26 protein-coding genes and 1 tRNA gene are annotated in these 23,248 nt (G+C 67.8%); 10 read left to right on the forward strand and 17 right to left on the reverse strand.

What is annotated here, in order from left to right:
- Positions 1–11: 11 nt before the first annotated feature.
- From ispF to AC1D1A_RS08885, 3 genes are all read right to left on the reverse strand, one after another.
- Positions 12–530: a 2-C-methyl-D-erythritol 2,4-cyclodiphosphate synthase gene (gene ispF, locus AC1D1A_RS08875; RefSeq protein ID WP_476850589.1), complete on the reverse strand. Its 519-nt coding sequence runs from the start codon at positions 528–530 to the stop codon at positions 12–14.
- Positions 527–1,372 carry a 2-C-methyl-D-erythritol 4-phosphate cytidylyltransferase gene (gene ispD / locus AC1D1A_RS08880; protein ID WP_476947552.1) on the reverse strand — a complete coding sequence of 282 codons (846 nt, stop codon included), beginning with the start codon at positions 1,370–1,372 and terminating at the stop codon, positions 527–529. The genes ispF and ispD overlap by 4 nt, the downstream gene beginning before the upstream one ends.
- A gap of 168 nt (positions 1,373–1,540) precedes the next feature.
- A complete protein-coding gene (locus tag AC1D1A_RS08885) occupies positions 1,541–2,023 on the reverse strand; it encodes a CarD family transcriptional regulator (protein WP_026266570.1) in 483 nt (160 codons plus the stop codon).
- A gap of 326 nt (positions 2,024–2,349) precedes the next feature.
- Here AC1D1A_RS08885 and AC1D1A_RS08890 point away from each other — a divergent pair, with 326 nt between their 5' ends.
- The gene (locus tag AC1D1A_RS08890; protein ID WP_223915304.1) at positions 2,350–2,919 is read left to right on the forward strand and encodes a hypothetical protein; all 570 of its coding nucleotides are present in this window, start codon (positions 2,350–2,352) and stop codon (positions 2,917–2,919) included.
- Positions 2,920–3,061: 142 nt separating this feature from the next.
- Here the strand turns inward: AC1D1A_RS08890 and AC1D1A_RS08895 are convergent, their stop codons facing one another.
- Both AC1D1A_RS08895 and AC1D1A_RS08900 read right to left on the reverse strand, forming a co-directional pair.
- Positions 3,062–3,742: a response regulator transcription factor gene (locus AC1D1A_RS08895; RefSeq protein WP_018774213.1), complete on the reverse strand. Its 681-nt coding sequence runs from the start codon at positions 3,740–3,742 to the stop codon at positions 3,062–3,064.
- Positions 3,739–4,971, reverse strand: coding sequence for a sensor histidine kinase (locus AC1D1A_RS08900; protein ID WP_223915308.1), 1,233 nt, complete (start codon positions 4,969–4,971; stop codon positions 3,739–3,741). Before AC1D1A_RS08900 ends, AC1D1A_RS08895 begins: the two co-directional genes overlap by 4 nt.
- A 207-nt stretch (positions 4,972–5,178) precedes the next feature.
- Between AC1D1A_RS08900 and phoU the strand changes: the two genes are divergently transcribed.
- A complete protein-coding gene (gene phoU, locus AC1D1A_RS08905) occupies positions 5,179–5,841 on the forward strand; it encodes a phosphate signaling complex protein PhoU (protein WP_079552056.1) in 663 nt (220 codons plus the stop codon).
- Between the two features lie 173 nt (positions 5,842–6,014).
- Here phoU and AC1D1A_RS08910 read toward each other — a convergent pair whose 3' ends face one another.
- Positions 6,015–6,761, reverse strand: a complete 747-nt coding sequence (locus AC1D1A_RS08910; RefSeq protein WP_230009468.1) for a phosphoglyceromutase — start codon at positions 6,759–6,761, stop codon at positions 6,015–6,017.
- Positions 6,762–6,939: 178 nt separating this feature from the next.
- Here AC1D1A_RS08910 and AC1D1A_RS08915 point away from each other — a divergent pair, with 178 nt between their 5' ends.
- Positions 6,940–7,788, forward strand: coding sequence for a class I SAM-dependent methyltransferase (locus AC1D1A_RS08915; RefSeq protein ID WP_476947553.1), 849 nt, complete (start codon positions 6,940–6,942; stop codon positions 7,786–7,788).
- A 126-nt stretch (positions 7,789–7,914) separates the two neighbouring features.
- Here AC1D1A_RS08915 and AC1D1A_RS08920 read toward each other — a convergent pair whose 3' ends face one another.
- Both AC1D1A_RS08920 and AC1D1A_RS08925 read right to left on the reverse strand, forming a co-directional pair.
- Positions 7,915–8,274 carry a DUF2516 family protein gene (locus AC1D1A_RS08920; protein ID WP_028276353.1) on the reverse strand — a complete coding sequence of 120 codons (360 nt, stop codon included), beginning with the start codon at positions 8,272–8,274 and terminating at the stop codon, positions 7,915–7,917.
- Between the two features lie 9 nt (positions 8,275–8,283).
- Positions 8,284–9,480 (reverse strand): trans-sulfuration enzyme family protein, encoded by a 1,197-nt coding sequence (locus AC1D1A_RS08925; RefSeq protein WP_476932470.1) that lies wholly within the window; start codon positions 9,478–9,480, stop codon positions 8,284–8,286.
- Positions 9,481–9,614: 134 nt separating this feature from the next.
- On the opposite strand from AC1D1A_RS08925, the gene tmk reads away from it, so the two are divergent.
- From tmk to AC1D1A_RS08945, 4 genes are all read left to right on the forward strand, one after another.
- The gene (gene tmk, locus AC1D1A_RS08930) at positions 9,615–10,271 is read left to right on the forward strand and encodes a dTMP kinase (RefSeq protein ID WP_476860416.1); all 657 of its coding nucleotides are present in this window, start codon (positions 9,615–9,617) and stop codon (positions 10,269–10,271) included.
- Positions 10,268–11,410: a DNA polymerase III subunit delta' gene (locus tag AC1D1A_RS08935; protein WP_223914375.1), complete on the forward strand. Its 1,143-nt coding sequence runs from the start codon at positions 10,268–10,270 to the stop codon at positions 11,408–11,410. The genes tmk and AC1D1A_RS08935 overlap by 4 nt, the downstream gene beginning before the upstream one ends.
- 60 nt (positions 11,411–11,470) lie before the next feature.
- Entirely contained in the window at positions 11,471–13,054 is a 1,584-nt protein-coding gene (locus AC1D1A_RS08940; RefSeq protein ID WP_476870943.1) for an alpha/beta hydrolase, read from the forward strand.
- 114 nt (positions 13,055–13,168) lie between these two features.
- A tRNA-Thr gene (locus AC1D1A_RS08945) sits at positions 13,169–13,241 on the forward strand.
- A 187-nt stretch (positions 13,242–13,428) separates the two neighbouring features.
- On the opposite strand, the gene AC1D1A_RS08950 is transcribed toward AC1D1A_RS08945, so the two are convergent.
- The 4 genes from AC1D1A_RS08950 to AC1D1A_RS08965 form a co-directional block, all read right to left on the reverse strand.
- Entirely contained in the window at positions 13,429–13,992 is a 564-nt protein-coding gene (locus tag AC1D1A_RS08950) for a DUF805 domain-containing protein (RefSeq protein WP_476947554.1), read from the reverse strand.
- A gap of 41 nt (positions 13,993–14,033) precedes the next feature.
- Complete coding sequence (locus AC1D1A_RS08955; RefSeq protein WP_476947555.1) at positions 14,034–14,210, reverse strand: hypothetical protein; 177 nt, start codon at positions 14,208–14,210, stop codon at positions 14,034–14,036.
- A gap of 235 nt (positions 14,211–14,445) precedes the next feature.
- Positions 14,446–15,192, reverse strand: a complete 747-nt coding sequence (locus tag AC1D1A_RS08960) for an HNH endonuclease family protein (protein ID WP_476947556.1) — start codon at positions 15,190–15,192, stop codon at positions 14,446–14,448.
- Between the two features lie 148 nt (positions 15,193–15,340).
- A complete protein-coding gene (locus AC1D1A_RS08965; protein WP_476947557.1) occupies positions 15,341–17,149 on the reverse strand; it encodes a cellulase family glycosylhydrolase in 1,809 nt (602 codons plus the stop codon).
- Positions 17,150–17,339: 190 nt separating this feature from the next.
- On the opposite strand from AC1D1A_RS08965, the gene AC1D1A_RS08970 reads away from it, so the two are divergent.
- A complete protein-coding gene (locus tag AC1D1A_RS08970; protein ID WP_476947558.1) occupies positions 17,340–18,653 on the forward strand; it encodes an MFS transporter in 1,314 nt (437 codons plus the stop codon).
- Here the strand turns inward: AC1D1A_RS08970 and AC1D1A_RS08975 are convergent.
- Entirely contained in the window at positions 18,650–19,123 is a 474-nt protein-coding gene (locus AC1D1A_RS08975) for a hypothetical protein (RefSeq protein WP_230010585.1), read from the reverse strand. The two genes, AC1D1A_RS08970 and AC1D1A_RS08975, sit on opposite strands and share 4 nt — an antisense overlap.
- A gap of 86 nt (positions 19,124–19,209) precedes the next feature.
- On the opposite strand from AC1D1A_RS08975, the gene AC1D1A_RS08980 reads away from it, so the two are divergent.
- Together AC1D1A_RS08980 and AC1D1A_RS08985 are read left to right on the forward strand one after the other, a co-directional pair.
- The gene (locus AC1D1A_RS08980) at positions 19,210–20,247 is read left to right on the forward strand and encodes a hypothetical protein (RefSeq protein WP_476947559.1); all 1,038 of its coding nucleotides are present in this window, start codon (positions 19,210–19,212) and stop codon (positions 20,245–20,247) included.
- A 36-nt stretch (positions 20,248–20,283) separates the two neighbouring features.
- Positions 20,284–20,541 (forward strand): hypothetical protein, encoded by a 258-nt coding sequence (locus AC1D1A_RS08985; protein ID WP_308443740.1) that lies wholly within the window; start codon positions 20,284–20,286, stop codon positions 20,539–20,541.
- 195 nt (positions 20,542–20,736) lie between these two features.
- Here the strand turns inward: AC1D1A_RS08985 and AC1D1A_RS08990 are convergent, their stop codons facing one another.
- From AC1D1A_RS08990 to AC1D1A_RS09005, 4 genes are all read right to left on the reverse strand, one after another.
- Positions 20,737–21,582, reverse strand: coding sequence for an aldo/keto reductase (locus AC1D1A_RS08990; protein WP_028276361.1), 846 nt, complete (start codon positions 21,580–21,582; stop codon positions 20,737–20,739).
- A 153-nt stretch (positions 21,583–21,735) separates the two neighbouring features.
- Positions 21,736–22,203: a hypothetical protein gene (locus AC1D1A_RS08995; RefSeq protein WP_230007903.1), complete on the reverse strand. Its 468-nt coding sequence runs from the start codon at positions 22,201–22,203 to the stop codon at positions 21,736–21,738.
- Positions 22,204–22,210: 7 nt separating this feature from the next.
- On the reverse strand, positions 22,211–22,888 hold the full coding sequence (locus tag AC1D1A_RS09000; RefSeq protein ID WP_476947560.1) for a bacterial proteasome activator family protein: 678 nt from the start codon (positions 22,886–22,888) through the stop codon (positions 22,211–22,213).
- A 161-nt stretch (positions 22,889–23,049) separates the two neighbouring features.
- Positions 23,050–23,241 (reverse strand): YbdD/YjiX family protein, encoded by a 192-nt coding sequence (locus AC1D1A_RS09005; RefSeq protein ID WP_476874209.1) that lies wholly within the window; start codon positions 23,239–23,241, stop codon positions 23,050–23,052.
- Between the last annotated feature and the right edge of the window lie 7 nt (positions 23,242–23,248).

A 23,248-nucleotide genomic window follows, 5' to 3' on the forward strand; every position in this document is an offset into this window, starting at 1 on the left:
ACCTGCGGTGCTTAGCCTGCCGGATACACGAGCGCTGTTGCCACGGCCGAGATCCCCTCGCCGCGGCCGGTGAACCCGAGCCCGTCGCTCGTGGTGGCTGTGACGCTCACCGGCGCCGCGGCAGCGGCGCTGAGGACCTGCTGGGATTCCTCCCGCCGCGGGCCGAACTTTGGCCGGTTGGCCACGAACTGGACGGCGATGTTGCCGATTTCGAATCCGTGGGCGCGAACAATCCGGGCGGCCTCGGCCAGCAGGGTCACGCCGGATGCTCCGGCATATTCGGGCCGGTCCGTACCGAAGTGCGTGCCCAGATCCCCGATCCCGCAGGCCGAGAACAGCGCGTCGGCGGCGGCGTGGGCCACGGGGTCGCCGTCTGAGTGGCCGGACAGACCCCGTTCCCCCTCCCAGAAGAGGCCGCCGAGCCACAGCGGCTGCGGCTCGTCCTCGGCGGCGAAGGCATGGACATCGACTCCGATCCCGGTCCGGGGAATGACCGGGGAAACGACTGGCGGGTTGGTGGACATGCTCATCCCTCCACCCAGCGCAAGCCCAGGGGTCCTTCGAGAAGGCCTTCGGCCAGGATCAGGTCCAGGGGCGTGGTGATCTTCAGGGACTGGCTGGCGCCGCGTACCGCGTGGACCGGGACCCCGATGAGCTCCACGAGCATCGCGTCGTCCGTGACGAGGGCGGCCTGGCCGGCGTCGAACCCGGAGGCAGCTTCGTGGGCGCGCTTGAGGGTGCTCAGGTCGAATCCCTGCGGTGTCTGCACGGCGCGGAGCGATTCCCGGGGCGCTGTCCCGGTGACCAGTTCGGGTGCCACCGCGGCGCCGTCGCCGGTGGTCGGTTCGACGGTCTTGACGGTGTCGACGACCGGTATCACCGGAATGACGGCCGAGGCACCGGCGCCGAGCGCCGCTGCCACGCGGTGAAAGACGGCTTCAGGCGTCAGCGCCCGGGCGGCGTCGTGGACCAGCACCGATTCGATATTGGGCAGGAGGGCCGCCATCGCTGCGCGGACTGAATCGGCGCGGTCCGCACCGCCGTCGACGACCGTCACCACGGGAGCCCGGACGCCGGAGCCCGACGCCGCGCCGGAGTGTCCGGCCGCAAGCTCCTGCGTGAAGGCCTCGCACAGCGCCCGCAACTCGGTGTCGCCCGGGGGGAGCGCAATGCAGATCTGCTGTGCGATCCCGGCAGCCGCCACACCGCGGAGGGCGTGGGTGAGGATGGTGTCCCCGCCGAGAGGTACTTTTGCTTTCGGCATGCCGTAGCCCAGGCGCTGGCCGGAGCCGGCGGCTACAACTATGACCGCTGTGGCGGGACCGGGCTGTGACGTATTCGCCTGTGACGTATTCGTCGGTGCAGTATCCATGGGCACAAGACTACGTCCCCGCGCCTCGGACCGGGGCGCTCAAAGGGACCACAACCGATAGCGCAACGGAGGGGGCGGCCGCTGAAAAGGGGCAAAAAGAAGCCCCGGCGGCTGACGCCACCGGGGTTCGATTCTTATCTGCGCCGGCCCTGCTGGGCCGGCCCTGTGCTAGGAAGCCAGGACCTCGTCGAGAACGCTTGCAGCTTTCTCTTCATCAGTCTTCTCAGCCAGTGCCAGTTCCGAAATCAGGATCTGACGGGCCTTGGCCAGCATGCGCTTCTCTCCCGCGGAGAGACCCCGGTCGTGATCACGGCGCCAGAGGTCGCGGACGACCTCGGCTACCTTGATGACGTCACCGGAAGCAAGCTTTTCCAGGTTTGCCTTGTAGCGACGCGACCAGTTGGTGGGTTCTTCAGTGAACTCGGCCCGCAGCACGTCGAACACGTGCTCCAAGCCTTCCTTGCCCACTACGTCCCGAACCCCTACCAGGTCAACGTTTTCTGCTGGAACTTCAATGGTCAGATCACCCTGAGCCACCTTGAGCTTGAGATACATCTTCTCTTCGCCCTTGACAGTGCGCATCTTGATTTCTTCAATTTTGGCTGCACCGTGGTGAGGGTAAACTACTGTCTCGCCGACCTCAAAAACCATGTGGACATTCCCCTTTCCCGCAGACCAGTTTATCACGATTAAGGCATACAACTGGCATCAAAAGGTGCCGGGAACCGCATGAATCCGGGGAAAATGGCCGTAATCCGCCCCCTCAAACCCCTTGACGAATGCGGATAATAGTGCCTGCGGCCCTAACTGCCAAGAGGTTTCCGTCCCCCGCCGAGCCGGGTCCCGCCGCCGGTGACGCACGCTTGGCCGCGCTTGTGTGTAGTCGCCGAATCCTTGTTTGCGGCCGTTTGCGGCTAGGCTATGGCTGAATAATGTTTCAAGACTCTCAAGGAGTGCGTGACGTGCGTTTCACTGCGATGAACCGGGGCCAGCGCGGCAAGCTGGCAATGGCAACGGCTGCACTTGGCATCGGCCTGTTGTCCCTGACCGGCTGCGGCTACATCAACGCCCAGCAGACCACGGAGCAGTACGCGGCCTCGGACGGAACCCGGACTGATCTCGGTGCGCTGCAGCTGCGCAACTTCATCATCGTCTCCGATGGCGAGGACAAGCCGGGCCGCGTGATCGGCGCCGTGTACAACACCTCCTCCAATGACGTGGTGCTGACCATCAAGGGTGCGGAGGGATCGCAGACCCAGGTTCCGGTCAAGAAGAACTCCTACACCATGCTCAACGACTCCACCGACGCCGCGATCCTGAACCCGGCCGGCGCCAAGCCGGGCGCCGTCCTCGATGTCACCATCTCCGAGAACGGCACCAACAAGGAAGCCAAGTTCACGGTTCCGGTCATGGACGGCACGATCGTCGACTACAAGTCGTACCTGCCGACGCCGGCGCCCACCGAGTCCGGCACGGCCACCTCGACGGAGACGGCTACGCCTACCGAGACGGCCACGCCGACGCCGAGCAGCACGGCCGGCCACTAGCTTCAACGGCTGGAACAATTGCAAAAGGAGGGGCACCTGCAGGTGCCCCTCCTTTTGTGTGTCCCCTGATGTTCAACTGCGCCGGACGTCCAGCAGTCCGGCGGCCCGGCAGCAGCGGCCGCCGGGCTGCCTCTTCCGATCTTTAGGGCTCGAACTTGTAGCCCAGCCCCCGGACGGTGATCAGGTACCGCGGCGCAGACGCATCCGGCTCGATCTTGCTGCGCAGCCGCTTGACGTGGACGTCGAGGGTCTTGGTGTCCCCCACGTAGTCGGAGCCCCAGACCCTGTCGATCAGCTGCCCGCGGGTCAGGACCCGGCCGGAGTTCCGCAGCAGCATTTCCAGCAGCTCGAACTCCTTGAGCGGCAAGGCGATCTGCTCGCCCCCGACGCTGACCACGTGGCGTTCAATGTCCATCCGGACAGGACCGGCCTGCACTGTGGTGGAGACAAGTTCCTCCGGCTCGCTCTGGCGCCGCAGGACGGCCCGGACCCGGGCCACGAGTTCCCGCGAGGAGTAGGGCTTGGTGACATAGTCGTCGGCGCCCAGTTCGAGCCCCACCACCTTGTCGATTTCAGAGTCCTTGGCCGTCAGCATGATCACGGGCACCCCGGAGCGCTGCCGGAGTTGGCGGCAGACCTCCGTGCCGGACTGGCCAGGCAGCTGCAGGTCCAGGAGCACGAGGTCGGCGCCGTTGCGGTCGAATTCGGTGATGGCGTCCAGTCCGTTGTCCACCACCTCCACTTCGAAGCCTTCTTTACCCAACAGGTAGGACAGGGGGTCGCTGAAGGACTCCTCGTCCTCGACAATCAGAATCCTGCTCAAGCGGTAGCTCCTTGCTCATGGACGCCTGCGGCGTCACGTCGTTGCGGTCTGGGGTCCCGACTGGAAGTTTGGGCAGCGGGCTTGCCCGCCTCGGGGGCGTCGCCGTCGTCCTGCCCTTCTATCTCGGGAAGTCGAATGGTGAACGTGGAACCCTGGCCGAGCCGGGACCACAGGGTCACCTCGCCGCCGTGGTTGGAAATGACGTGCTTGACGATGCTCAGGCCAAGCCCGGTGCCGCCGGTCTGCCGCGAGCGGGCAGCATCCACGCGGTAGAAGCGCTCAAAGACGCGCTCCTGGTCCTCGGCGCTGAGCCCATCGCCCTGGTCCGTCACCGAGACCGCCACGAGACCGTCCTTGGCCCGGATGCCCACGCCCACCTTGGTGTTCTCCGGCGAGTAGCGGATGGCGTTATCGATCAGGTTGCGCAGGGCGGTCACGAGAAGGTCCTGGTCGCCGTAGACCAGGGCATCGGCGTGCCCGCCGACCACCAGCTGGATGTTCTTGCTCTCGGCCGGCAGCACGGAGCGGTCCACGGCCTCGCTGACCACAAGGTTGATGTCCACCGGGCGGCCCTGCTGCGCGACGTTGGCGCCCTGGAGCCGGGAGAGTTCAATGATGTCCTGGACAAGCGCCGCAAGCCGTGTCGATTCCTTATGCATGCGCTTGGCGAACCGCTTCACCGCCTCGGGGTCGTCAGCGGACGACTCGAGTGCCTCGGCCAGGAGGGAGATCGCCCCGACCGGTGTCTTCAGTTCGTGGGAGACGTTCGCGACGAAGTCGTTGCGGACTTCCTCGGTGCGGGTGAACTCTGTCCGGTCATCGGCCAGCAGGAGGACATATTCCTCCGTGATGACGGCGGCCCGGACCTGGACAACGATCGTGCCCTGGCCGAGCGGGCCGCGCGGCAGTTCCAGCTGCTGTTCGAGGATGACCCCGTCCCGCCGCACCTTGGCCGTCAGTTCCAGCAGCTGCTGGTGCACCACCGTGTGCCCGCGGACCAGGCCGTAGGCGTAGGCGGCGGGGCTGGCGCGGACCACGCCGTCGATCGCATCCACCACCACGAACGCGCGGCCGAGGACGGCGAGCACTTCCGCGGCCCCCTCGGGCAACGAGGGGTCATCGACGTCGACGTCGACAATATGCCGCTGCTGCTCACTGACCCTGAACGCGAGTACGCCGAACATGCCAAACGAGAGGCCGATCAGGCCGGCGATCACGCCGATGAGCATTGGATCCACGGCTCCAGCTTATGCTCTGCCGCGTGACCGAAACCGAAATCTCCTGCGATTCGGGCAGCGGTTCAGCTAACGTTCACCTATTGGGGCGTAACAGTTCACCGGACACTGAAAGAGTTGACAGTTGGAGCGCCGGTAGGTGAACCGAAATAGGCCCGCCACTTCGATTGCAGGCAATATTTCCGAGGAAAGGACGCACACGTGCGTAAGGTTTTTCAGGAGGAGCTCGCCCAGGTAAGGGAACAGCTCGTCGAGATCTCAGCGCTGGTCACAGAGGCCATCGATAAGGCCACGACAGCTTTCCAGGGCGCCGATATCGACCTCGCCGAGGACGTGATTGCCGCCGATGCCCGCATCGACTTCCTGCAGAACAGCCTCGACGAGCGGGCCATCGACATCCTCGCTCTCCAGGGCCCGGTGGCGAGCGATCTGCGCATGCTGGTTGGTTCGCTCCGGATGAGTGCCTCGCTCGAACGCATGGGCGACCTCGCCCGGCATCTGGCCCAGCTGGCGCGTCTGCGCTATCCGGCGTCAGTGGTCCCGGACCAGCTGCGGGAGACCTTCAAGGCTTTCGCGGAACAGGACCTGCTGATCGCCCAGAAGCTCACGGAGCTGCTGGCAACCCGCGACCTCGGCGTGGCCCGGGAGATCATGAAGGCCAACGGCGCCGTCAACGACCTTCACCTGAGCGTTTTCCAGGCGATCGCCCGCAGCGACTGGCAGGAGTCGCCGGCCACCACGGTGGACGTTGCCCTGGCCAGCCGCTACTTCGAGCGCTTCGCGGATCACGGCGTCTCCGTGGCCCAGAAGGTCACGTACCTGGTGACGGGCGCGTGGCAGCCGAGCACGATCGAGCACAACTGACTCCGGCCAACTGCGGCTGACTCAGCCGCAGTTACGGCTGAATCAGCAGCAGTTACAACGGCGCTGATAGCACCGCGCTGATACGAACGACGGCGTCCGGTCACCTTGGGGGTGGCCGGACGCCGTCGTTTGTGCGCTGTGCCTTACTTAGTGCCTGCCCGGGCGGGGGCCGGTTACTTCTTGCCCTGGTTGGCGACTGCCTTGATGGCCTCGGCGGCGGCCTCGGGATCGAGGTAGGTGCCGCCCGGGTTCAGCGGCTTGAAGTTCTCATCCAGTTCGTAGACCAGCGGGATGCCGGTGGGGATGTTCAGGCTGGCGATGTCCTCGTCGCTGATCCCGTCAAGGTGCTTGACGAGGGCGCGGAGCGAGTTGCCGTGGGCGGTGACCAGGACGGTCTTACCGGCCCTGAGGTCTTCCTTGATGTCTGATTCCCAGTACGGCATGAGCCGGATCAGGACATCCTTGAGGCATTCGGTGCGCGGGACGGCGTCGCCGAGGTCCGCGTAGCGCGGGTCCCCCACCTGGGAGAACTCGGAATCGTCAGCCAGGGGCGGCGGCGGGGTGTCGTAGGACCGGCGCCACAGCATGAACTGCTCCTCGCCGAATTCGGCGAGGGTCTGGGCCTTGTCCTTGCCCTGCAGCGCGCCGTAGTGGCGCTCGTTGAGCCGCCAGTCGCGCTTGACGTCGATCCAGCCGCGGTCGGCCTTTTCCAGTGCCATGTTCGCTGTGTTGATGGCCCGCTTCAACCGCGAGGTGTAGAGGATGTCGGGGAGGATGTTGTTCTCCACGAGCAGCTCGCCGCCGCGGACCGCCTCGGCACGGCCCTGGTCATTGAGGTCAACGTCCACCCAGCCGGTGAACAGGTTCTTGGCATTCCAGTCGCTGTGGCCGTGGCGCAGCAGAATCAGCTTGTAAGTCATGGTTTTCATCCTAGCCGAGCGGTTGGCGGCGGTGCCGAGCGTTACACCGCGCGCGTTTCAGAGCGTGCTTCACCTTCTGCTTCACCGCGTGCTTCAGGGCAACGCGGGGTCGCTGCCGGCCCATCCAGCGCCCATCACGGAAATGGGGTGACCCCGCGTTGGAGGATAGGCTTGGGCGGTGGTGCAGAAGGCTGAACGGGTGCTGGCCCCCCGGAACAAGGGCGGAACGAGGGGCGGCGCGCGCGGCGGCAGGCCCGTGGGTAACGTGACCCGCGGAACCACGAACCCTAACCGGATGCGCCGCGTGGACCGCTGGCTGACCGGGCCGCAGGCATGGCGGCTGCGGGCCGCGGCCCATCCTCTCGCCGTCGACCTCGGGTACGGCGCCTCACCGGCCACCGCCGTCGAACTTTTCGAACGCCTCGCCGCGGTCCGCGGGGACGTGCAAATGGTGGGGATCGAAATCGAACCGGAGCGCGTCCGGCAGGCCCAAGCCCTTGAACGGCCCGGCCTAAGGTTCCAGCTGGGCGGCTTCGAACTGCCCATGACCGGAAAGCCCGTGCTGGTCCGCGCCTTCAACGTGCTGCGGCAGTACGAGGAAACCGACGTGGCGGGCATCTGGCGGCTGGTGCAGGACCGGCTGGCCCCGGGCGGGCTGTTCATCGACGGCACGTGCGATGAGATCGGGCGGCGCGCCGCCTGGGTGGCGCTCGACGTCGAGCGGCCGCTGAGCCTGAGCCTGTCCATGCGGTTCGGTGCCTTCGTGCTACCCTCCGACGTTGCCGAAAGGCTGCCGAAGGCCCTGATCCACCGCAACGTGCCCGGCGAGAAGATCCACGCCTACCTGCAGGCGATGGACCAAGCTTGGCTGGAAGCGGCGCCGCTGGCGGCCTTCGGAAACCGGCAGCGCTTCGGGGCTATGTGCCGCGCACTGCTCGAGGCCGGTTGGCCGATCCAGGACGGCCCGTCCCGCTGGCGGCTGGGCGAAGTGACGGTCGGCTGGGACGCCGTGGCCCCGGGAGCTTAGGCGCCGGGGGTTGGGCCCACGCCGGCAGGGTTCCCTGGGCGAGCTTGCGAGCTTAGGGTGCCGGTGTTGGGCCCACGCCGGCAGGGTTCCCTGGGCGAGCTTGCGAGCTTAGGGTGCCGGTGGGGATCACCAGGGGCCGTAGGGGCCCATGTTGCTGCCGCGGCCGCGGCCGGCGTCCTTGACGGCGGGGCGGACGTCGGCGAGGTACACGGACGCGGCCGTCACGGCTGCAAGGCCGAAAATCCCGAGCGAACTGGCGCCGCCACCGCTGCCCAGCTGCGAGAGCAGGGAGAACAGTCCCACGGCGAACGCGCCGCCGGTCAGGGCCAGCCAGAAGGTCTTGGTCCGCTTCGATACGGCCTCGAACGCGTTGGCCTTGTGCCGGAGGCAATCGAAAAACGCCCATGCCTCAAGGACAAAGGCCACGACAGCCAGGACCAGGTAAACCCCGGATTCGACAAAGTAAATGAGTATGCGTCCGTCCACTCCCCCAGCCTAGCCGTCCAGAGTGCCCAATGCCTGCTCCAAATCGGCCCAAAGGTCTTCTACGTTCTCAATGCCCACGCTCATCCGGACCAGGTTGTCCGGCACGCTCTCCGGCTCGGCGGCGTGCCGGCGCCGGCGTTCGATCAGGGATTCCACCCCACCCAGGGAGGTCGCGGGGAGCCAAAGCTGCAGGGCGCGGATCATGCGGTCCGCGGCGTCCGCGCCGCTGAGGCCCCTGCCCTGCCCACCCACCGGTGCCACCTCGATGCACAGGACGGAACCGAAACCCTTCATCTGCTCCTTGGCCCTCGCGTGGCCGGGGTCCGAGGCCAGCCCGGGGAAGCGGACGCCGGCCACCTTCGGATGACCGTCGAGCCGCTCGGCCAGAATTTGGGCCGACGCCTGCGAACGCTCGATCCGCAGCGCGAGGGTGCGGAGCCCGCGCAGCGCCAGCCACGCCTCGAATGGTCCGGCGATTCCGCCGTGGATGGTGCGGTGGTGCAGCAGGGCGGCGCGGAGACCGGCGTCGGACGTCACCAGGGCACCGAGTACGACGTCGGAGTGGCCGGAGAGGTACTTGGTCACCGAATGCAGCACGACGTCGGAGCCCAGGCTCAGGGGCTGCTGCACCAGGGGCGTGGAAAAGGTGTTGTCCGTGACGACGATGGCGCCGGCCTCATGTGCCGCGGCGGTCAGGGCCCGCATGTCCGCGACGCCGAGCATGGGGTTCGTGGGGCTCTCCAGCCAGAGCATGCTGGCGGCGCGCCCGCCGGCCGGGGCAAGCGCCGCAAGTACAGCGTCGGTGTCCGCGATGTCTACCGTCCGTAGCTCGAGGAACCCTTTGGCCGCCAGTTCGGTGGCCATGGTGACCGATCCCGCGTAGCTGTGCGACGGCATGACGAGCACGCCCTGGGCGGGCACCAGGGACAGGGCCGAACTCACGGCGGCGAGTCCCGAGGCGTAGAGCAGGCCCGGCAGTTCCGCGCCCTCCAACTGGCCCAGCGCCTCTTCAAAGGGGTCCCACGTGGGGTTGGAATACCGGCCGTAGCCGCGGTCGCCGTCGCCTAGCGGTCCCGTACCGAAGTAGGTCGAGGACAGCACCAGCGGCGGGTTGACCGGTTCGTCTCGGGTGCGCGGCGGGCGCCCTGCCGCGACGACCAGGGAATCCGGCGAAAGCGAGGCGGCCTGTTCTTCAGTAAGACTCATGAGGACAGGGTACGTGGGCGCCCGGCAGGGTACCCAAGCCGTTACGCCGCAGACTTTGCGCAGACTAGAGTGTCGGGGATTGTCGGTACTCTTGAACGGTGACTACCCAGAGCCCCGGAGCGTCCCGCCGAAAGTTGACCGGCCTGTTGCCCGGACTGTTTATTGCCTTCGAAGGCGGAGACGGCGCCGGCAAGTCCACGCAGGCGGCTGAACTCGCCAAGGCCCTGGAATCGGGTGGTTTTACCGTGCTGCGGACCCGGGAACCGGGCGGCACGGCGATCGGTGAGAAGCTGCGGTCCCTCGTGCTGGATCACGGCCACGGCCACATCGATGCCCATACCGAGGCCCTGATTTTCGCGGCATCCCGGGCGGCGCACGCTAGCCAGGTCATCCGCCCCGCCCTGGAACGCGGCGACATCGTCCTCACCGACCGGTACATCGATTCCTCGGTCGCGTACCAGGGCGCCGGCCGAGGCCTCGGAACGCAGGCGGTCCGGGACATCAATGCCTGGGCAACATCGGACCTGCAGCCGGACCTGACGGTACTTCTCGACGTCGAGCCCGCCGTTGGCCGGCAGCGGCGCACCGCCGGCGAGGCCGCCGAAGACCGCCTCGAGTCCGAGGCCGACGAATTCCATGCCAAGATCCGGGCGGCCTTCCTTGACCTCGCCTCGGCCCGGCCGGAGGCGTATCTGGTGCTGCCCGCCCGGCTGCCCGTCGCCGAACTCGCCGCCCGCATCCTCGAGCGCGTCGAGTCCCTGCTGGCCGTCGCCCAAAGCAGCACAGCATGACGGTCTGGGACGACCTCCAGGGCCAGGACGCCGTCGTGGCCCAGCTGCGCCAAGCGGCCCAGAACGAAGGGCTCACCCACGCGTGGCTTTTCACCGGCCCGCCCGGCTCCGGCCGTTCCAACGCCGCGAAGGCGTTCGCCGCGGCCCTGAACTGCGACCAGGAGGACGTCAGCCTGCGCGGCTGCGGCGAATGCCCGGCCTGCCTGACCATCCTCGGCGAAACCCATTCCGACGTCGCGTTCGTGCGCACGGAGAAGGTCACCATCACCATCGACGAGGCGCGCGAGCTCGTGTCCACCGCCGGGAACCGGCCCTCGTCGGGCCGGTGGCGGATCATCGTGGTGGAGGACGCGGACCGGATGGCCGAGCGGACCACCAACGTGCTGCTCAAGGCCATCGAGGAACCCACGCCCCGCACCGTCTGGATGCTCTGCGCCCCCTCCCCCGCCGATGTCCTGGTGACCATCCGCTCCCGCTGCCGGCCGGTGGCGCTGCGGCTTCCGCCGGCCGCCGCCGTCGCTGCCCTGCTGGTCAAGCGCGACGGCGTGGACCCGGCGGTCGCCGAGCGCGCCGCCCGCGCGGCGCAGAGCCACGTCGGGATCGCCCGCCGCCTGGCCCGGGACCCGGAGGCCAGGGAGCGCCGGCTCGAGACGGTCCGGTTTCCGCTGTCCCTTCGCGGCGTCACGGCGGCGGTCATGATGGCCGAGAAACTGGTCAAGATCGCCACCGAGGAAGCCAACAGCTCCAACGACGAGCGCGACGCCGCCGAGAAAACCGCGCTTCTGACCACCCTCGGGGCACCCGAAAGCGGCACGCTGCCGCCAGCCATGCGGAGCCAGGTCAAGCAACTCGAGGACGACCAGAAGCGCCGCGCCAAGCGTTCCGTCACCGATTCCCTTGACCGCACCCTGACGGACCTGTTGTCCTTCTACCGGGATGTCCTGATCATCCAGATGGGGAACGCAGTGGAACTCGTCAACGTTGAACTCAGAAGCGAACTCGAAGACTTCGCCTCCCGTTCCACCGCCGAAGTGACCCTTGCCCGAATGGACGCCATCAACAAGGCCCGCACGCGGATCACCACAACCAACGTGGCCCCGCTGCTGACGATCGAGTCCATGGCTTCCAGCCTTATTTGACGGTTCCGGCCGCTCCAACGATCATCTTCGCTTTCGTTCCTAGCCTCCAAGGAGAACCGCATGAAGCCTGCTCGACCCAAGTCCGCAAGATCCCGATCCCTGGCGATCGGCATGCGGGCCGTCGGCGCCGTGGCCCTGGCCCTCACGCTGGCCTCGTGCACCCTTTTCGGCGGCGGGGGCGGCAACGGGTCCAGTGCGCCGGCATCGGGGACAGCGGGGCAGGCGGACCCGTCAATCGTGGCGGCCGCGCCGGCCGAACTGCGCAGCTACTACTCCCAGCAGGTCGACTGGAAACCGTGTGAAGGCAACTTCCAGTGCGCCAAGATCAAGGTTCCGCTGGACTACAGCAAGCCCGACGGCGAACGCATCGAGCTTGCCGCCATCAAGCTCGCCACGACAGGTGACAAGAAGGGCACCCTGATGGTCAATCCGGGCGGCCCGGGCGGCTCGGGGTACGACTTCGTCAGGGATGCGGCCAACACCAACATTTCGGACAAAGTCCGGTCCGCCTACGACATCGTGGGCTTCGACCCCCGCGGTGTGAAGCGCTCCGCCCCGGTCACGTGCCTCACGGACAAGGAACGCGACGCGTCCCGCGCCAAGACCTACGCCCTGGACACCGACGCCGGACTGGACGAGGCCCTGGCCGACAACAAGGCCATCGCTGCCAAGTGCGTGGAGAAAACCGGGCCGGTGCTGGCCCACATCGACACCTTCAGCGCCGCCAAGGACCTCGACATCCTGCGCGGCGTGGCCAACGACTCAAAGCTGAACTACCTCGGCTACTCCTACGGGACCCTGCTGGGCTCCACCTATGCGTCGCTGTTTCCGGACAATGTGGGCCGGTTGGTCCTCGACGGCGCCATGGACCCGTCGCTGAGCAACGAGGAACTGACCCGCGACCAGGCCGTGGCCTTCGACAAGGCCCTCCACGCCTATGTCGCCAAATGCCAGCAGACGTCCGGATGCCCCCTCACGGGAAGCACCGAGGAAGGCGTCCAGCAGATCCACAACGCCATCAGCGCGGCCGAGGCGAACCCGCTGCCGGCGAAGGACGGACGGAAGGTCTCGGGCTCCACGTTTGTCAGCGGCCTCATCATCCCGCTCTACAACGATGACAACTGGCCGATCCTCACCCGTGCGCTCGCCACCGCCCTGGCCGGCGACGGCACCGGCATGTTGCAACTGGCCGACTTCGGCGCCGACCGCGATCCCAGCGGCACCTACACGTCAAACAGCACCTTCGCCTTCAACGCCATCAACTGCCTGGACTACCCGATGGTGTCCGACACCGCGTCCATGCGGGCCGAGGACCAGAAGCTGCGCCAGCTGTCGCCCACCCTGGGCTACTACTTCGCCTATGGCGGCAGCAACTGCAAGGACTGGCCGTACAAGAACGTCCGGACCCCTGCCCCGATCGAGTACAAGGGCTCGGCCCCGATTGTCGTAGTTGGAACCACCGGCGACCCGGCTACCCCCGTGGAATGGGCCAGTTCGCTGCGCAAGCAGCTTGGGAACGCCTCGCTGCTGACCTGGAAGGGTGAGGGCCACACGGCGTACGGCCGTTCCAACAGCTGCATCGGCAACGCGGTCGATGACTACCTGGTGGACGGAAAGGCCCCGGCGGACAACACGGTCTGCTAGGTCCGTGACGGGGCCGCATGGCGGCTTCGGTCGCTCATTTTGACCCGGACGCCGGGACTCTATTACAGTTGTCTCTTGCATGATCCGCCCGGTTCGCCGGGCATTCATGTGGTTGCTTCCTTAGCTCAGTTGGTAGAGCGTCTCACTCGTAATGAGAAGGTCGCCAGTTCGATTCTGGCAGGAAGCTCGGGAAGAACCCCGTATCACCGTTGACTCAACGGGGATACGGGGTTTTTTATTGGTTGCGGCGGGACGGGGCCGTACGGCGCCGCATAGGGCCGGGGCACACCTATGGCAGAAGAAGGCCCCGCAGCCCACGAAGGCGGCAGGGCCTTCTTGTAGTTCGTGCGGGGTCAGTGGGTGCGACCGGATGCTTATGCGGGGACGTCGAAGCGCTGGCCCTCGGGTTTTGATTCCAGCAGCGTGAAGACGAGGAGAATGATGCCGCCGATAAACGGGATGAGCACGATGAGGTACATCCAGCCGCTGAAGTTCGCGTCGTGGAGGCGACGGACCGTCAGGGCCAGGGACGGGACAATGACTGCCAGGAACCAGACGGCTGCCAGGATCAGCCCGACCATATAGGCGGGGCCGGGGACGCTGGCGCCGTTGGGGCCCAGTTTTGCGCCGGCCGCGCCACCGGCAAGCATGATGACGTTCAAGACGATCGAGACGAGTCCGGAGACGAGCATCCACCACCAGTATTCGCTCCGGCTGGCGCGGCCGGAGAACGTCCCGTACTTCCTGAAGAACCGCGACGCGGCCTCTGGCAGGGAAGCGCCGTAGAGCGGTGCCCAGAGTGGCACGGGCCCGGATCCCTGAGCCGGGTACGCCGCAGCGGCGTACGGGTTCGGCGCCCACCCCGGGTTCTGCCGGGGCTGCTCGCTGGGCCACATCTGCCGGCCGGTGCCTTGCTGAGAATTATGCGGATCTGACATGTGATGCTCCTTCACTGGTGTGGCGGGTGGATCCGGGAGGGTCAGGGGACGTCGGCCGCGGCGGAATCGCTGAAGTGTGGCGCCTGGCTCGGCGGGGGCTGGACATGGGTCTGGGCACGCTCGGCTCCGCGGCGTTGCGCGTTGTGGACCTCGAGGCGGTGACGGCCCGCGATGACGGAGCTTGGACTGCTGCCGAGTAGCCGGCGCGGTTGTGCCATGGTTCCCCCCGATACCGGGCACCCCAGCGGGCCCCCGGCTGTCATGCTACCGGCGTTTTCGCCCCGTGGGCACTATGGCATCCCGGAATGTTTCCGCAGGTCAGGGAGCAGAACGGGCCGACACCTTGGTGTGCCGTCCTTAGGGACGGAAGCTGCTCGACGAGACGGACGTTTGGTCGCGGGTTGGGCGGTTTAGGCGGCGCAGACGAAGGTAACCCTCAGGGATGCGGTGCCGCTACTTGCAGGTGGCGAGAATCCCGGCGATGGCGTCGTGCTCGGGACGGGTCATCCACAGTTTGTACTTGGCCTTCACAGCCGTCTGGCGGGCGACGTATTCGCACCGGAACGCCTTGTTGGCTGGCAGCCAGGCATCGGCCGAGGAGTCTGACTTCTGCTGATTCGCGGGGCCGTCGGCGGACATCAGGTTCAGCGGATCGTTGGCGAGCTGGAGGCGCTGGCCGGCGCTGATCTGCTGGGCGCCGGTCTGCCAGGCCAGCGACAGGGGAATAATGTGGTCGATCTGGACGTCCGCCGAGTTCTCACCACGGGTGAAGGTGATGGTCTTGCCGGTGTATTTGTCGGCAAGCTTGCCGGAGGCGATGACGCAATCCCTGGTCCCGGGCTTGGTCGTCACGTCGGTGAGGTCACGGCGGAGCATGTCGTTGCGCGTGTCGCAGCCGTTGTGGTCCACATCGGACCAGGCGGGACCGAACTGCCCGCGGCTGTACCCGGTCTTTGGGGCCTTGCCCTTCACCGGGATGGACGCCAGCTGGGCTACGGCCGCGGCGGCCTCGCCCGGGTGCGCGGTGCCGGTGCCGGTGCCGGGAGCCTGGGACGCGGCCGCGCTGTGCACGGCGTCAGCGACTTTGGCGCCAACGTGGGCTGCGGCATCACAGCCGGCGAGGGAGCCTGCGAGAAGCAGGCCGGCAAGGACGGTCAGGGACTTGGTGGCGGCGGAGCGGGAGATGTTCATGCCTATCATGAGTGCGGCGAAAATGACCAGATTACCCGCGCCCCGTTCCGCGCCCGCGCAGGCCGGAGCATGGAGTCGCTCACGTGCAGCTGTGGCCGCGGCTCCAAGCTGCTTCTCGTCAACACGTTGCGCGGTGAGGGCGTCCTTGCGCGGCCGGCTACTTCAGGGTGAGCACCGGGTTCACGGGAGCCTTCAGCGAATCCACCTGCAGGCCTACGGACAGTTTCTGGCCGGCGGCGACCTTGGTGGCCCAGTCCGAGCCGCTGCAGGTCACCGACACCTTGGGGAGTACCGTGCAGCTGATGCCCCAGGAGTTGGCCACCCGGGTGACGTTCGGATCGGGCCAGCTCACGCTCCAACCGGCCGCCGCCCGGAGGCCGGTGACCTCAATATTGGCCACGTAGCCGCCGGTCCATGAACTACCGAGTTTCCAAACCGCGCTGATCGGCGCGCCCGATGTAGGGGTGGGAGACGGCGAGGGCGTCGGCGTGGCGGTCGGCGTCGGCGTCGCCGTGGGCGTGGGCGACGGCGTGGCGGTCGGCGATACCGTCGGCGTCGCAGTGGCGGTCGGCGTCGGCGTCGCGGTGACGGTCGGCGACGGCGTCGCGGTGACGGTCGGCGACGGCGTGGCGGTTGCGGTCGGCGTCGGGGTGCCGTTCAGGATGGGCGCGAGCGCGGCCAGTTTGGCGGCCTCCGGGGTGCGCCAGTCCGCCTGGACAAGGCCTCCGGTAATGCCGCTGTTCGGGTTGAACGCCCAATACGCGAAGCTCATGGAATTGGTCCCGAGGTAGGAGACGATCTTCTCCATCCACTGCTTGTCCGACGTGGTCTGCAGCGCGGTCCCGAACTCTCCGAGCAGAACCGGGGCGATGCCCTGCTTCTGGATGTAACCCCAGTTGGCATCCCACACGGCCGGCAGGTTGTTGGGGTAGCTGGGGTCGCTGAACCACTTCTGCGCAAACAGCGACGCCGGGTAGTCATGCGGGGAATAGACCACGCGGCTGGGCGTGGCCAGGGTGACCGGCTTGTTCTTGACGTCGGCCAGGCCGCCGCCCCACCAGGTGGAGGTGCCGTTGCCCTGGTTCTCGATGCCCTCAACGATGATCAGCAGGTTGGGGTTTGAGGCCAAGACGGCGTTGCCGCCGCGGGTGGCCGCGGCCTGCCAGTCGGTGGCCGCGGCGCCGCCCCACGTCGCCGCCCCGGCAGGCTCATTGTGAAGGTCGGCGCCGATGACGGTGGGTTCGTTCTTATAGCGGGCGGCGAGCATTTGCCAGTCAGCGATCCACTTCGACTCCGGGTAGGCGGAGGTGTACCAGAGCGGGGACTGGTCGGCAGAGGACGGCCGGTGCCGGTCCAGGATGATCTGCAGGCCGTTGGCCTTCGCGCGGGCGATCACCGTGTCCATCAGGACCAGGGGCGTCTTGCCCTCCAGCGCGGAGGCGCGGTTGGCCCAGTAGTTCAGGTTGCCCTTGATGGATGCCGCTGCCAGGCACTCGTTGGAGAACGGCAGGCGGACGGTGTTGAATCCCATCGATTTGATGTTGGCCAGGGCCTCGTCGATGGTCAGTGTTCCCCAGAGCCCGTGCGGCATGCAGTCGGTGGTTTCCATGCCGAACCAGGACGCGGCCTTGATCGTATACGGGGCGTTGTTCGAGTCCAGGATCCTCCCGCCAGAGGTGTGCAGCCAGCCGGTGGGCGGCGTTGTGGCGGCAGAGGCCAGGGGAAGCGAGGCCGCGGCGACGCCGGTGAGGGCCAGTCCGGCAGCCACAGCGATGCCCAGAAGTGTGGCAGTGAGGCTCGGGCGCCTTCCCCCGGCGTGGAGTGGGGGATTCGAAAACGGTTTCACAGTTCCTCCGTGAGAATGGCGTGCAGGTGCGGCCTGGTTGGTGCGGCTCTTGGCGCGCGGGGCGGCACCGAGGATGAGGGCCCCTTCCGGCGGGTGCCGGTGGGTGCCGTCCGAGCTCATGGGTGTGTTGCCTTTCAGTCCGTCATTGTGGGTCCCCCCGGCCCGCACAATACGGATCGGCTCTCAAAAAGTACCAAGCTGCCGCCCAGAAAGAACCTCTTTGGCCAATATTTCCTTCTGCGCCTCGACCCCGCGACAGGCCCCTGACCTGCGTATTGTCTTTTTCCGGGCCGTCCGTCAGCCTTAGGAAATGGAACGGCCCCGGCGCAGGATGCCAGCCGGCCAGCAATACCCGCCGTCGCGGTCCGGCCAAACCGGGAATTGGCGGCACCGGCTGTGGGGCCCGGTTGTCGGCTTCGGCCTGGTCAGCCTCGCCGCGGACATGGTGTCCGACGGCGCCCGCCCGCTCGGCGGTCCCCTGCTGGCCCAGCTCGGTGCGTCCGCGCTGTTCGTCGGCCTCGTGACCGGCGCCGCCGAAGCCGCGTCCCAGGGACTCCGGCTGGTGTTCGGCCCCTGGGCGGACCGCACCGGGAAGTACTGGACTTTCACGATGGCCGGCTATGTGCTGACGGCGGTGTGCGTCCCGCTGCTGGCATTGACGCCGCTCGCCGGGACCGCCGGGATGGCCCTGGCGGCCGTGCTCATCATCGGGGACAGGGTCGGCAAAGCCGTCCGAAGCCCGGCGAAAACCGTGCTGCTCGCCACCGTCGCCGGGCCGGTTGGCCGGGGCCGCGGCTTCGCCGTCCACAAGTCCCTCGATCTGGCCGGGGCGCTCTTGGGCCCGCTGCTCGTCTCGGCGGTGCTGGTTACCACCGGCTCACTGCCGGCAGCCTTTGCGGTGCTCATCATTCCGGCGGCGGCGGCGCTGGCGATTCTCGTGTGGCTGCGCCGCCGCGTCCGGGATCCCGGCGCGGACAGGCCTGCGGCCGACCCCTCCGTACTGCCGGAGCCGCCCCGCGGGAAACCCGCCGGGCGGCCGCCGTCGGCGCTCTCCAGCGTCTTCATCTTGTTCGCGTTGGCCGGGTTCTTCTGGAGCGCCGGACTGGTCGCCTTCGGCGTCATCTCCTATCACCTGACGGCCGACGTGGCCGTCCCCGTTTCGGTGGTTCCGCTGCTGTACGCCGGCGCCATGGGGGCCGGCGCCGTCGGGGCCCTCGCCAGTGGCGTCCTGTACGACCGCGCCGGGGCGGCCGTGCTCCTGGCACTGCCCGTGCTGATTATGGGGGTGCCCGTGCTGGCCCTGGCGCCGAGCGCCGGGCTCGTGCTCGCGGGCGTCCTGGTCTGGGGCGCCGCCACCGGCATCCAGGACTCCACGGTCAAGGCGTTGGTTGCCGATCTGGTGCCCCAACCCCGGCAGGGCACGGCGTACGGGGTGTTCGCGGCGTTCGAGGGCGCCGGCGCCTTGGCCGGCGGCGCCCTGTACGGGTCACTTTACGGCGCACGGCCGGCGCTCATCGCTGCCGTGGCCACACTGCAGGCAACGGCCTTCGTCCTGCTGCTCGTCACGCTGCACCGGGCCCGGCACGCATCACCTGGCCAAGGGCCCGCGGATGGGCTGACTTAGCGCGCCCAGACCGAGGCCGCGCCGGAATGTCCCGTGATGATGCTCTGGTAAATGAAGAAGCCCCCCGCGAGGGCGCCGGCAATCAGGACGGCTCCCCGGACAATCCGGTTGCTCCGAAGGCCGCCAAGGAACGCCAGGCGCCGGCCAAAGGGCTCGTAGGTGACTATCAACATTGCCGCGACCAGGACGAAGAAGATCACGGAAAGCACTTTGAGTACGTCACCTTCCTGGGCGTGCTCGTGGACCACCGCCGACGCCGGACGGACTTTCTCCAACTGCTCGCCTGCCTGCGCGGTCAAGAGTGTTACTGGCACCAGCCCCAGTGACAACACGCCCAGGGGCCAGGCCAAGTAGCCCCACCAGCGCCGTGCCACGGCATAAACGATGGCGCCAAGACCTGCGATGGGCGCTAATACCACTACGGCGTGGACGAGCAGGACATGGGCCGGGAGCCCACCAATTTCGATCAAGTGAAATCTCCTCCAGAACGTGACGGCACCGGGTCTGATGATGGGGCAGCGAACTCGCGGCGGGGCCAGACTCCTATGATTCTTGCATGGGATCGCGGGAACTAGCGGGCATTGCCGGACCGCTCTATGCATTGCCCTACGGGGATTTCGTGGCTGCTAGAACGGCGGCGGCCAAAGACGTCAGTTCCGCGGGCGTCACCGCCGCCGAGCAGCGTGCCCTGGCGGCCGCAGTCCGTGCCCTGCCCAAGCCGTCGGTGGCGGCGTGGGCGGTGAACATGCTGGCGGCGCACAGCCCCGAAATCCTGCGGGAGCTGGCTGCGCTGGGGACGTCGATGCAGGCCGCACAGGATGCCCTGGATGCAGCGGACCTCCGTCGCCTCGCCCAGCAGCGGCGCCAGCTCCTCGGCAGCACGGTGAAGGCGGCACAGGCCTTGGCGGCCCGGCACGGACGGGCCATCAGCGCCGCCGTCGCGACGGAAGTGGAGCAGACCCTGCGGGCCGCCACCGCCGATCCGGGGGCCGCCGCCGCCGTGCAAAGCGGCTGCCTGCTCCGGGCGCTCTCGGCGGACGGGGTCGACGTCGTCGATCTCGCCGGCGCAGTGGCTGTCCCGGGGAGCCATGCGGCGACGGTGCCCGGCACTGGAGCCGCGCCTGGAACGGCCAGCGTCCGCGGGACAGAACCAGCGCCCGGCGCCGGCGGGACAGAACCGGCGGACCGGACCGCACAGCGTGGCACAACTGCCGGCGGAAAGCCGACAACGGAACAACCCCGCCTCCGGGCCGTCGGCACGGCACGGATGACGCCCACGCCGTCGGCGGTGGAACGGGCGCGGGCCGCCCTGGAGGCAGCCGAAGTGGCCGCCGCGGAAACCGACGAGGAGGCAGGCCGCGCGGCCGCGGAGCTGGCGGAGGCGGCGGCGGAAACCACCCTGCTGGCCGACGAGGTGCGCGAGCTCAGGCGGCGTCTGGACGCGGCAGAAGCCGGTCTCAAAACGGCCCGGAAGAATCACGAGCTGGCGGCGGCTTTGGCGCAGCAGACGGCACGGGCCGCCGACCGCCAGCGCCGCAAGGAAGTCCTGGCGCGGGAACGGGTGCTGCGGCTCGGCAACACGCCGGAGGAGTGAAGTCTTAGTGTCGGAGGTCAGTCGCACACTGGAAGCATGGAGAACAACCAGAATTTCCAGCAGAGTTTCCGCCATGATATCGAGTCAGATTTTGAGGCGGATTTCAACGACGCACAGGACGGCGCACTGTATTTCGCGGTCACCTACCTGGACACCGACTGCGGCCGGATCCGCACCGAGAGCTTCGATGACGCTGCCGCCGCAGACCGCTTCGCCAGCCGCTGCGTTGCGGGCGAAGACGGCTGGGCCGTGGTCGATGCAATTCCGGCGAAAGAGCGCCGGGCCGCCGCCTGACTCCCGAGACTTTCGGGACCGGCGCCTGTGTCCGGGCCGTCTATCTCCGAGCGCGTGGGATTGGCCGGTCACGGTCGCGGACGGCGGGAAGGTGCCGGAAGGCGGGAAGGTCCCGGACGCCCGAAGGGCCTCCACCCCGTGCGGGGTGAAGGCCCTGTGTGATCGCCGGCTGGCTGCCGGCGTCATGGGAGGTGCTTAGGCGAAGTCGGAGACGGCCGGATCCGGACCGATCCGGCCAGCATCTTCGGCGGAACGGTCCAGCCCGTTAATGGCCTGGATGTCGGTCTCGTCGAGGCTGACGTCCAGGGCCGCGTAGTTCTCGCGGATCCGGGACTCGGTCACCGACTTCGGGATGACCACGTTGCCGATGGCCAGGTGCCAGGCGATGACAACCTGGGCCGGGGTGGCGCCGTGCTTGGCGGCAATCTGGGCAATGACGGGGCTCTCGAGGAGCTCGCCGCCCTGGCCCAGCGGCGACCATGCCTGGGTGAGGATGCCCTTGGACGCGTTGAATTCGCGCAGGTCGGCCTGGCTGAAGAACGGGTGCAGTTCGACCTGGTTGATGGCCGGAACCACGCCAGTCTCATCGATCAGGCGCTGCAGGCCTTCCTTGGTGAAGTTGGAGACGCCAATGGTCTTGACCCTGCCCTGCTTCTGGAGCTCGATGAGGGCCTTCCAGGTGTCAACGTATTTGTCCTGCTTGGGCTGCATCCAGTGGATCAGGTACAGGTCCAGGGTCTCGAGGCCGAGCCGCTCCATGGATTCCTCGAACGCCTTCAGGGTGGACTCGTAGCCCTGGTCCGCGTTCCACAGCTTGGTGGTGATGAAAATTTCCTCGGGCTTGAGGCCGGAACGCTCGATGGCGCGGCCTACGCCTGCTTCGTTGCCGTAGATCTTTGCCGTGTCGATGTGGCGGAAGCCGGCCTCGAACGCCTGGACAACCACCTTTTCGGCCACGTCATCTTCAACCTGCCACACGCCGTAGCCAAGCTGGGGGATGGTGTTGCCGTCATTGAAAGTCAGTTCCGGTGAAAAAGTCATATAAGTATCCTGCCAACTTCGGCGCCCTCCGGCCAGCGACAGGCCGCCGCTAAGCTAGGCGCGTAACCGGGAATACCCGGGGATTTCGGGAAATATCGGGAACCCCAGCCATGCCGGGGCGGGCCTGTGCAAGAGACTAATTCGCGTAGCGGCTCAGGCTGGCGTCGGCCCGCCGCCGTCGGCTTCCGCAAGCCGCCGCTCGGCGTCGTGGACCTGTTCCAGCACGGAATCGGCGCGCCGGCGCACCGACGCGGCACCGGCCGGGACCGGCCCCACTGCGAGCCGGAGCATCGCGGCCGCCTCAGCCGTCATGGCCAGGGAGTTGCCGGCCGTCGACAGGGCGCGGTGGACCCCTGCCAGCGGCCCCGGGATATCCAATCCACTGCTGGGAAAGCGCCGCTGGGCCTCCACGCAGACCTGCCGGACCCGGGGCGCGAGCGCGGAGAGCTGATTGGCGATCTCGACGAGCTCGCCGTACAGGGCCTCGTCTTCGACCCCCTCAAGGACCTGGTGGTAGCGGTCAAGTCCGCGGTTGAACCGGTCGTGGGCGCGCCGCCAGAGCCCCTTGCCAAGTTCTGCGTCGTCCCTGCGGCCTTGCCGTGCTGCGCTGAAGAAGCCCAAGGTCGCGCTAAAGGTACTGGCCCGGGCCATGGTCAGGGTCCGCGGGTTCGGGCGGCTCGGGGGACTCCGCGCCGTGACGCGGCGCGGCGGCGCGGACCGGTTCGCCGTTTTCCCCGATGATGACGCCCGGCGCGATCACGGTTCCGGGCGGCAGCTGGCGCAGCTGCATCTGGGCGTAGGTGTGCTCCCTGGCGGCGTGCTGCGCCGCGATGGCCGTCTGGATGCCGTGGAAGAGCCCCTCAAGCCAGCCGACCAGCTGGGCCTGGGCTATCCTCAGTTCCGCGTCGGAGGGGGTGGCGTTCTCCGGAAAGGGAAGGTTGATCCGTTCGAGCTCCTCAACGAGCTCCGGGGCCAGGCCGTCCTCGAGTTCCTTGATGGACCGGTCGTGGATTTCGGCCAGCCGGACGCGGGCCGCGTCGTCCAGGGGCGCGGACTTCACCTCGTCCAGCAACTGCTTGACCATCGTGCCGATCCGCATGACCTTCGCGGGCTGGTCCACGAGGTCCTGAAGTTCGCTGCCCCGGGGCGGCCTGGGCCCGGCACCGGCTCCACCGGCGCGGCCGGGCGGCACCGCAGCCGGTGGCGCCAGGGGCGTCCCGGGCAGGGCGTCATCCACGGGTGTGCCTTCGACGGGCACGTCGTCGGCAGTTTGGGCGCGGGGCTGAGTGTCGTGCTGATCGCTCATGGCTTCATACTCTCACGCGCCGGGCGCCCCGGACCCGGCGTCCGCCGGAAGCGGAGGGGCGGCGTCGGACACCGTTGTGCCCCACGCCGCCCCTCCCCCGGCCCGGCCGGGCCAGCTGCCCAGCATCAGCCGCTCAGCAACACCGGCTCAGCAGCACCGCCTCAACAACACCGCCCCTGCGGGTTGGTGTCCTGCCGGTCGGTCCGGTCACGCCAGAAGTCCCGCTCGGTGAGGGGCGGGCTGGTGTGCCCGGCGGCCTCATGGTGTTCCAGGTACTTCTTGTAGGCATCGGCGCCCAACACTCCGCCGAGGTACGCGGCAAAGCCGCGGACCCCGGCGAGGACCGCGTTCACACCCGGC

The sequence above is a fragment of the Arthrobacter sp. P1_B9 genome (genome assembly GCF_056406495.1).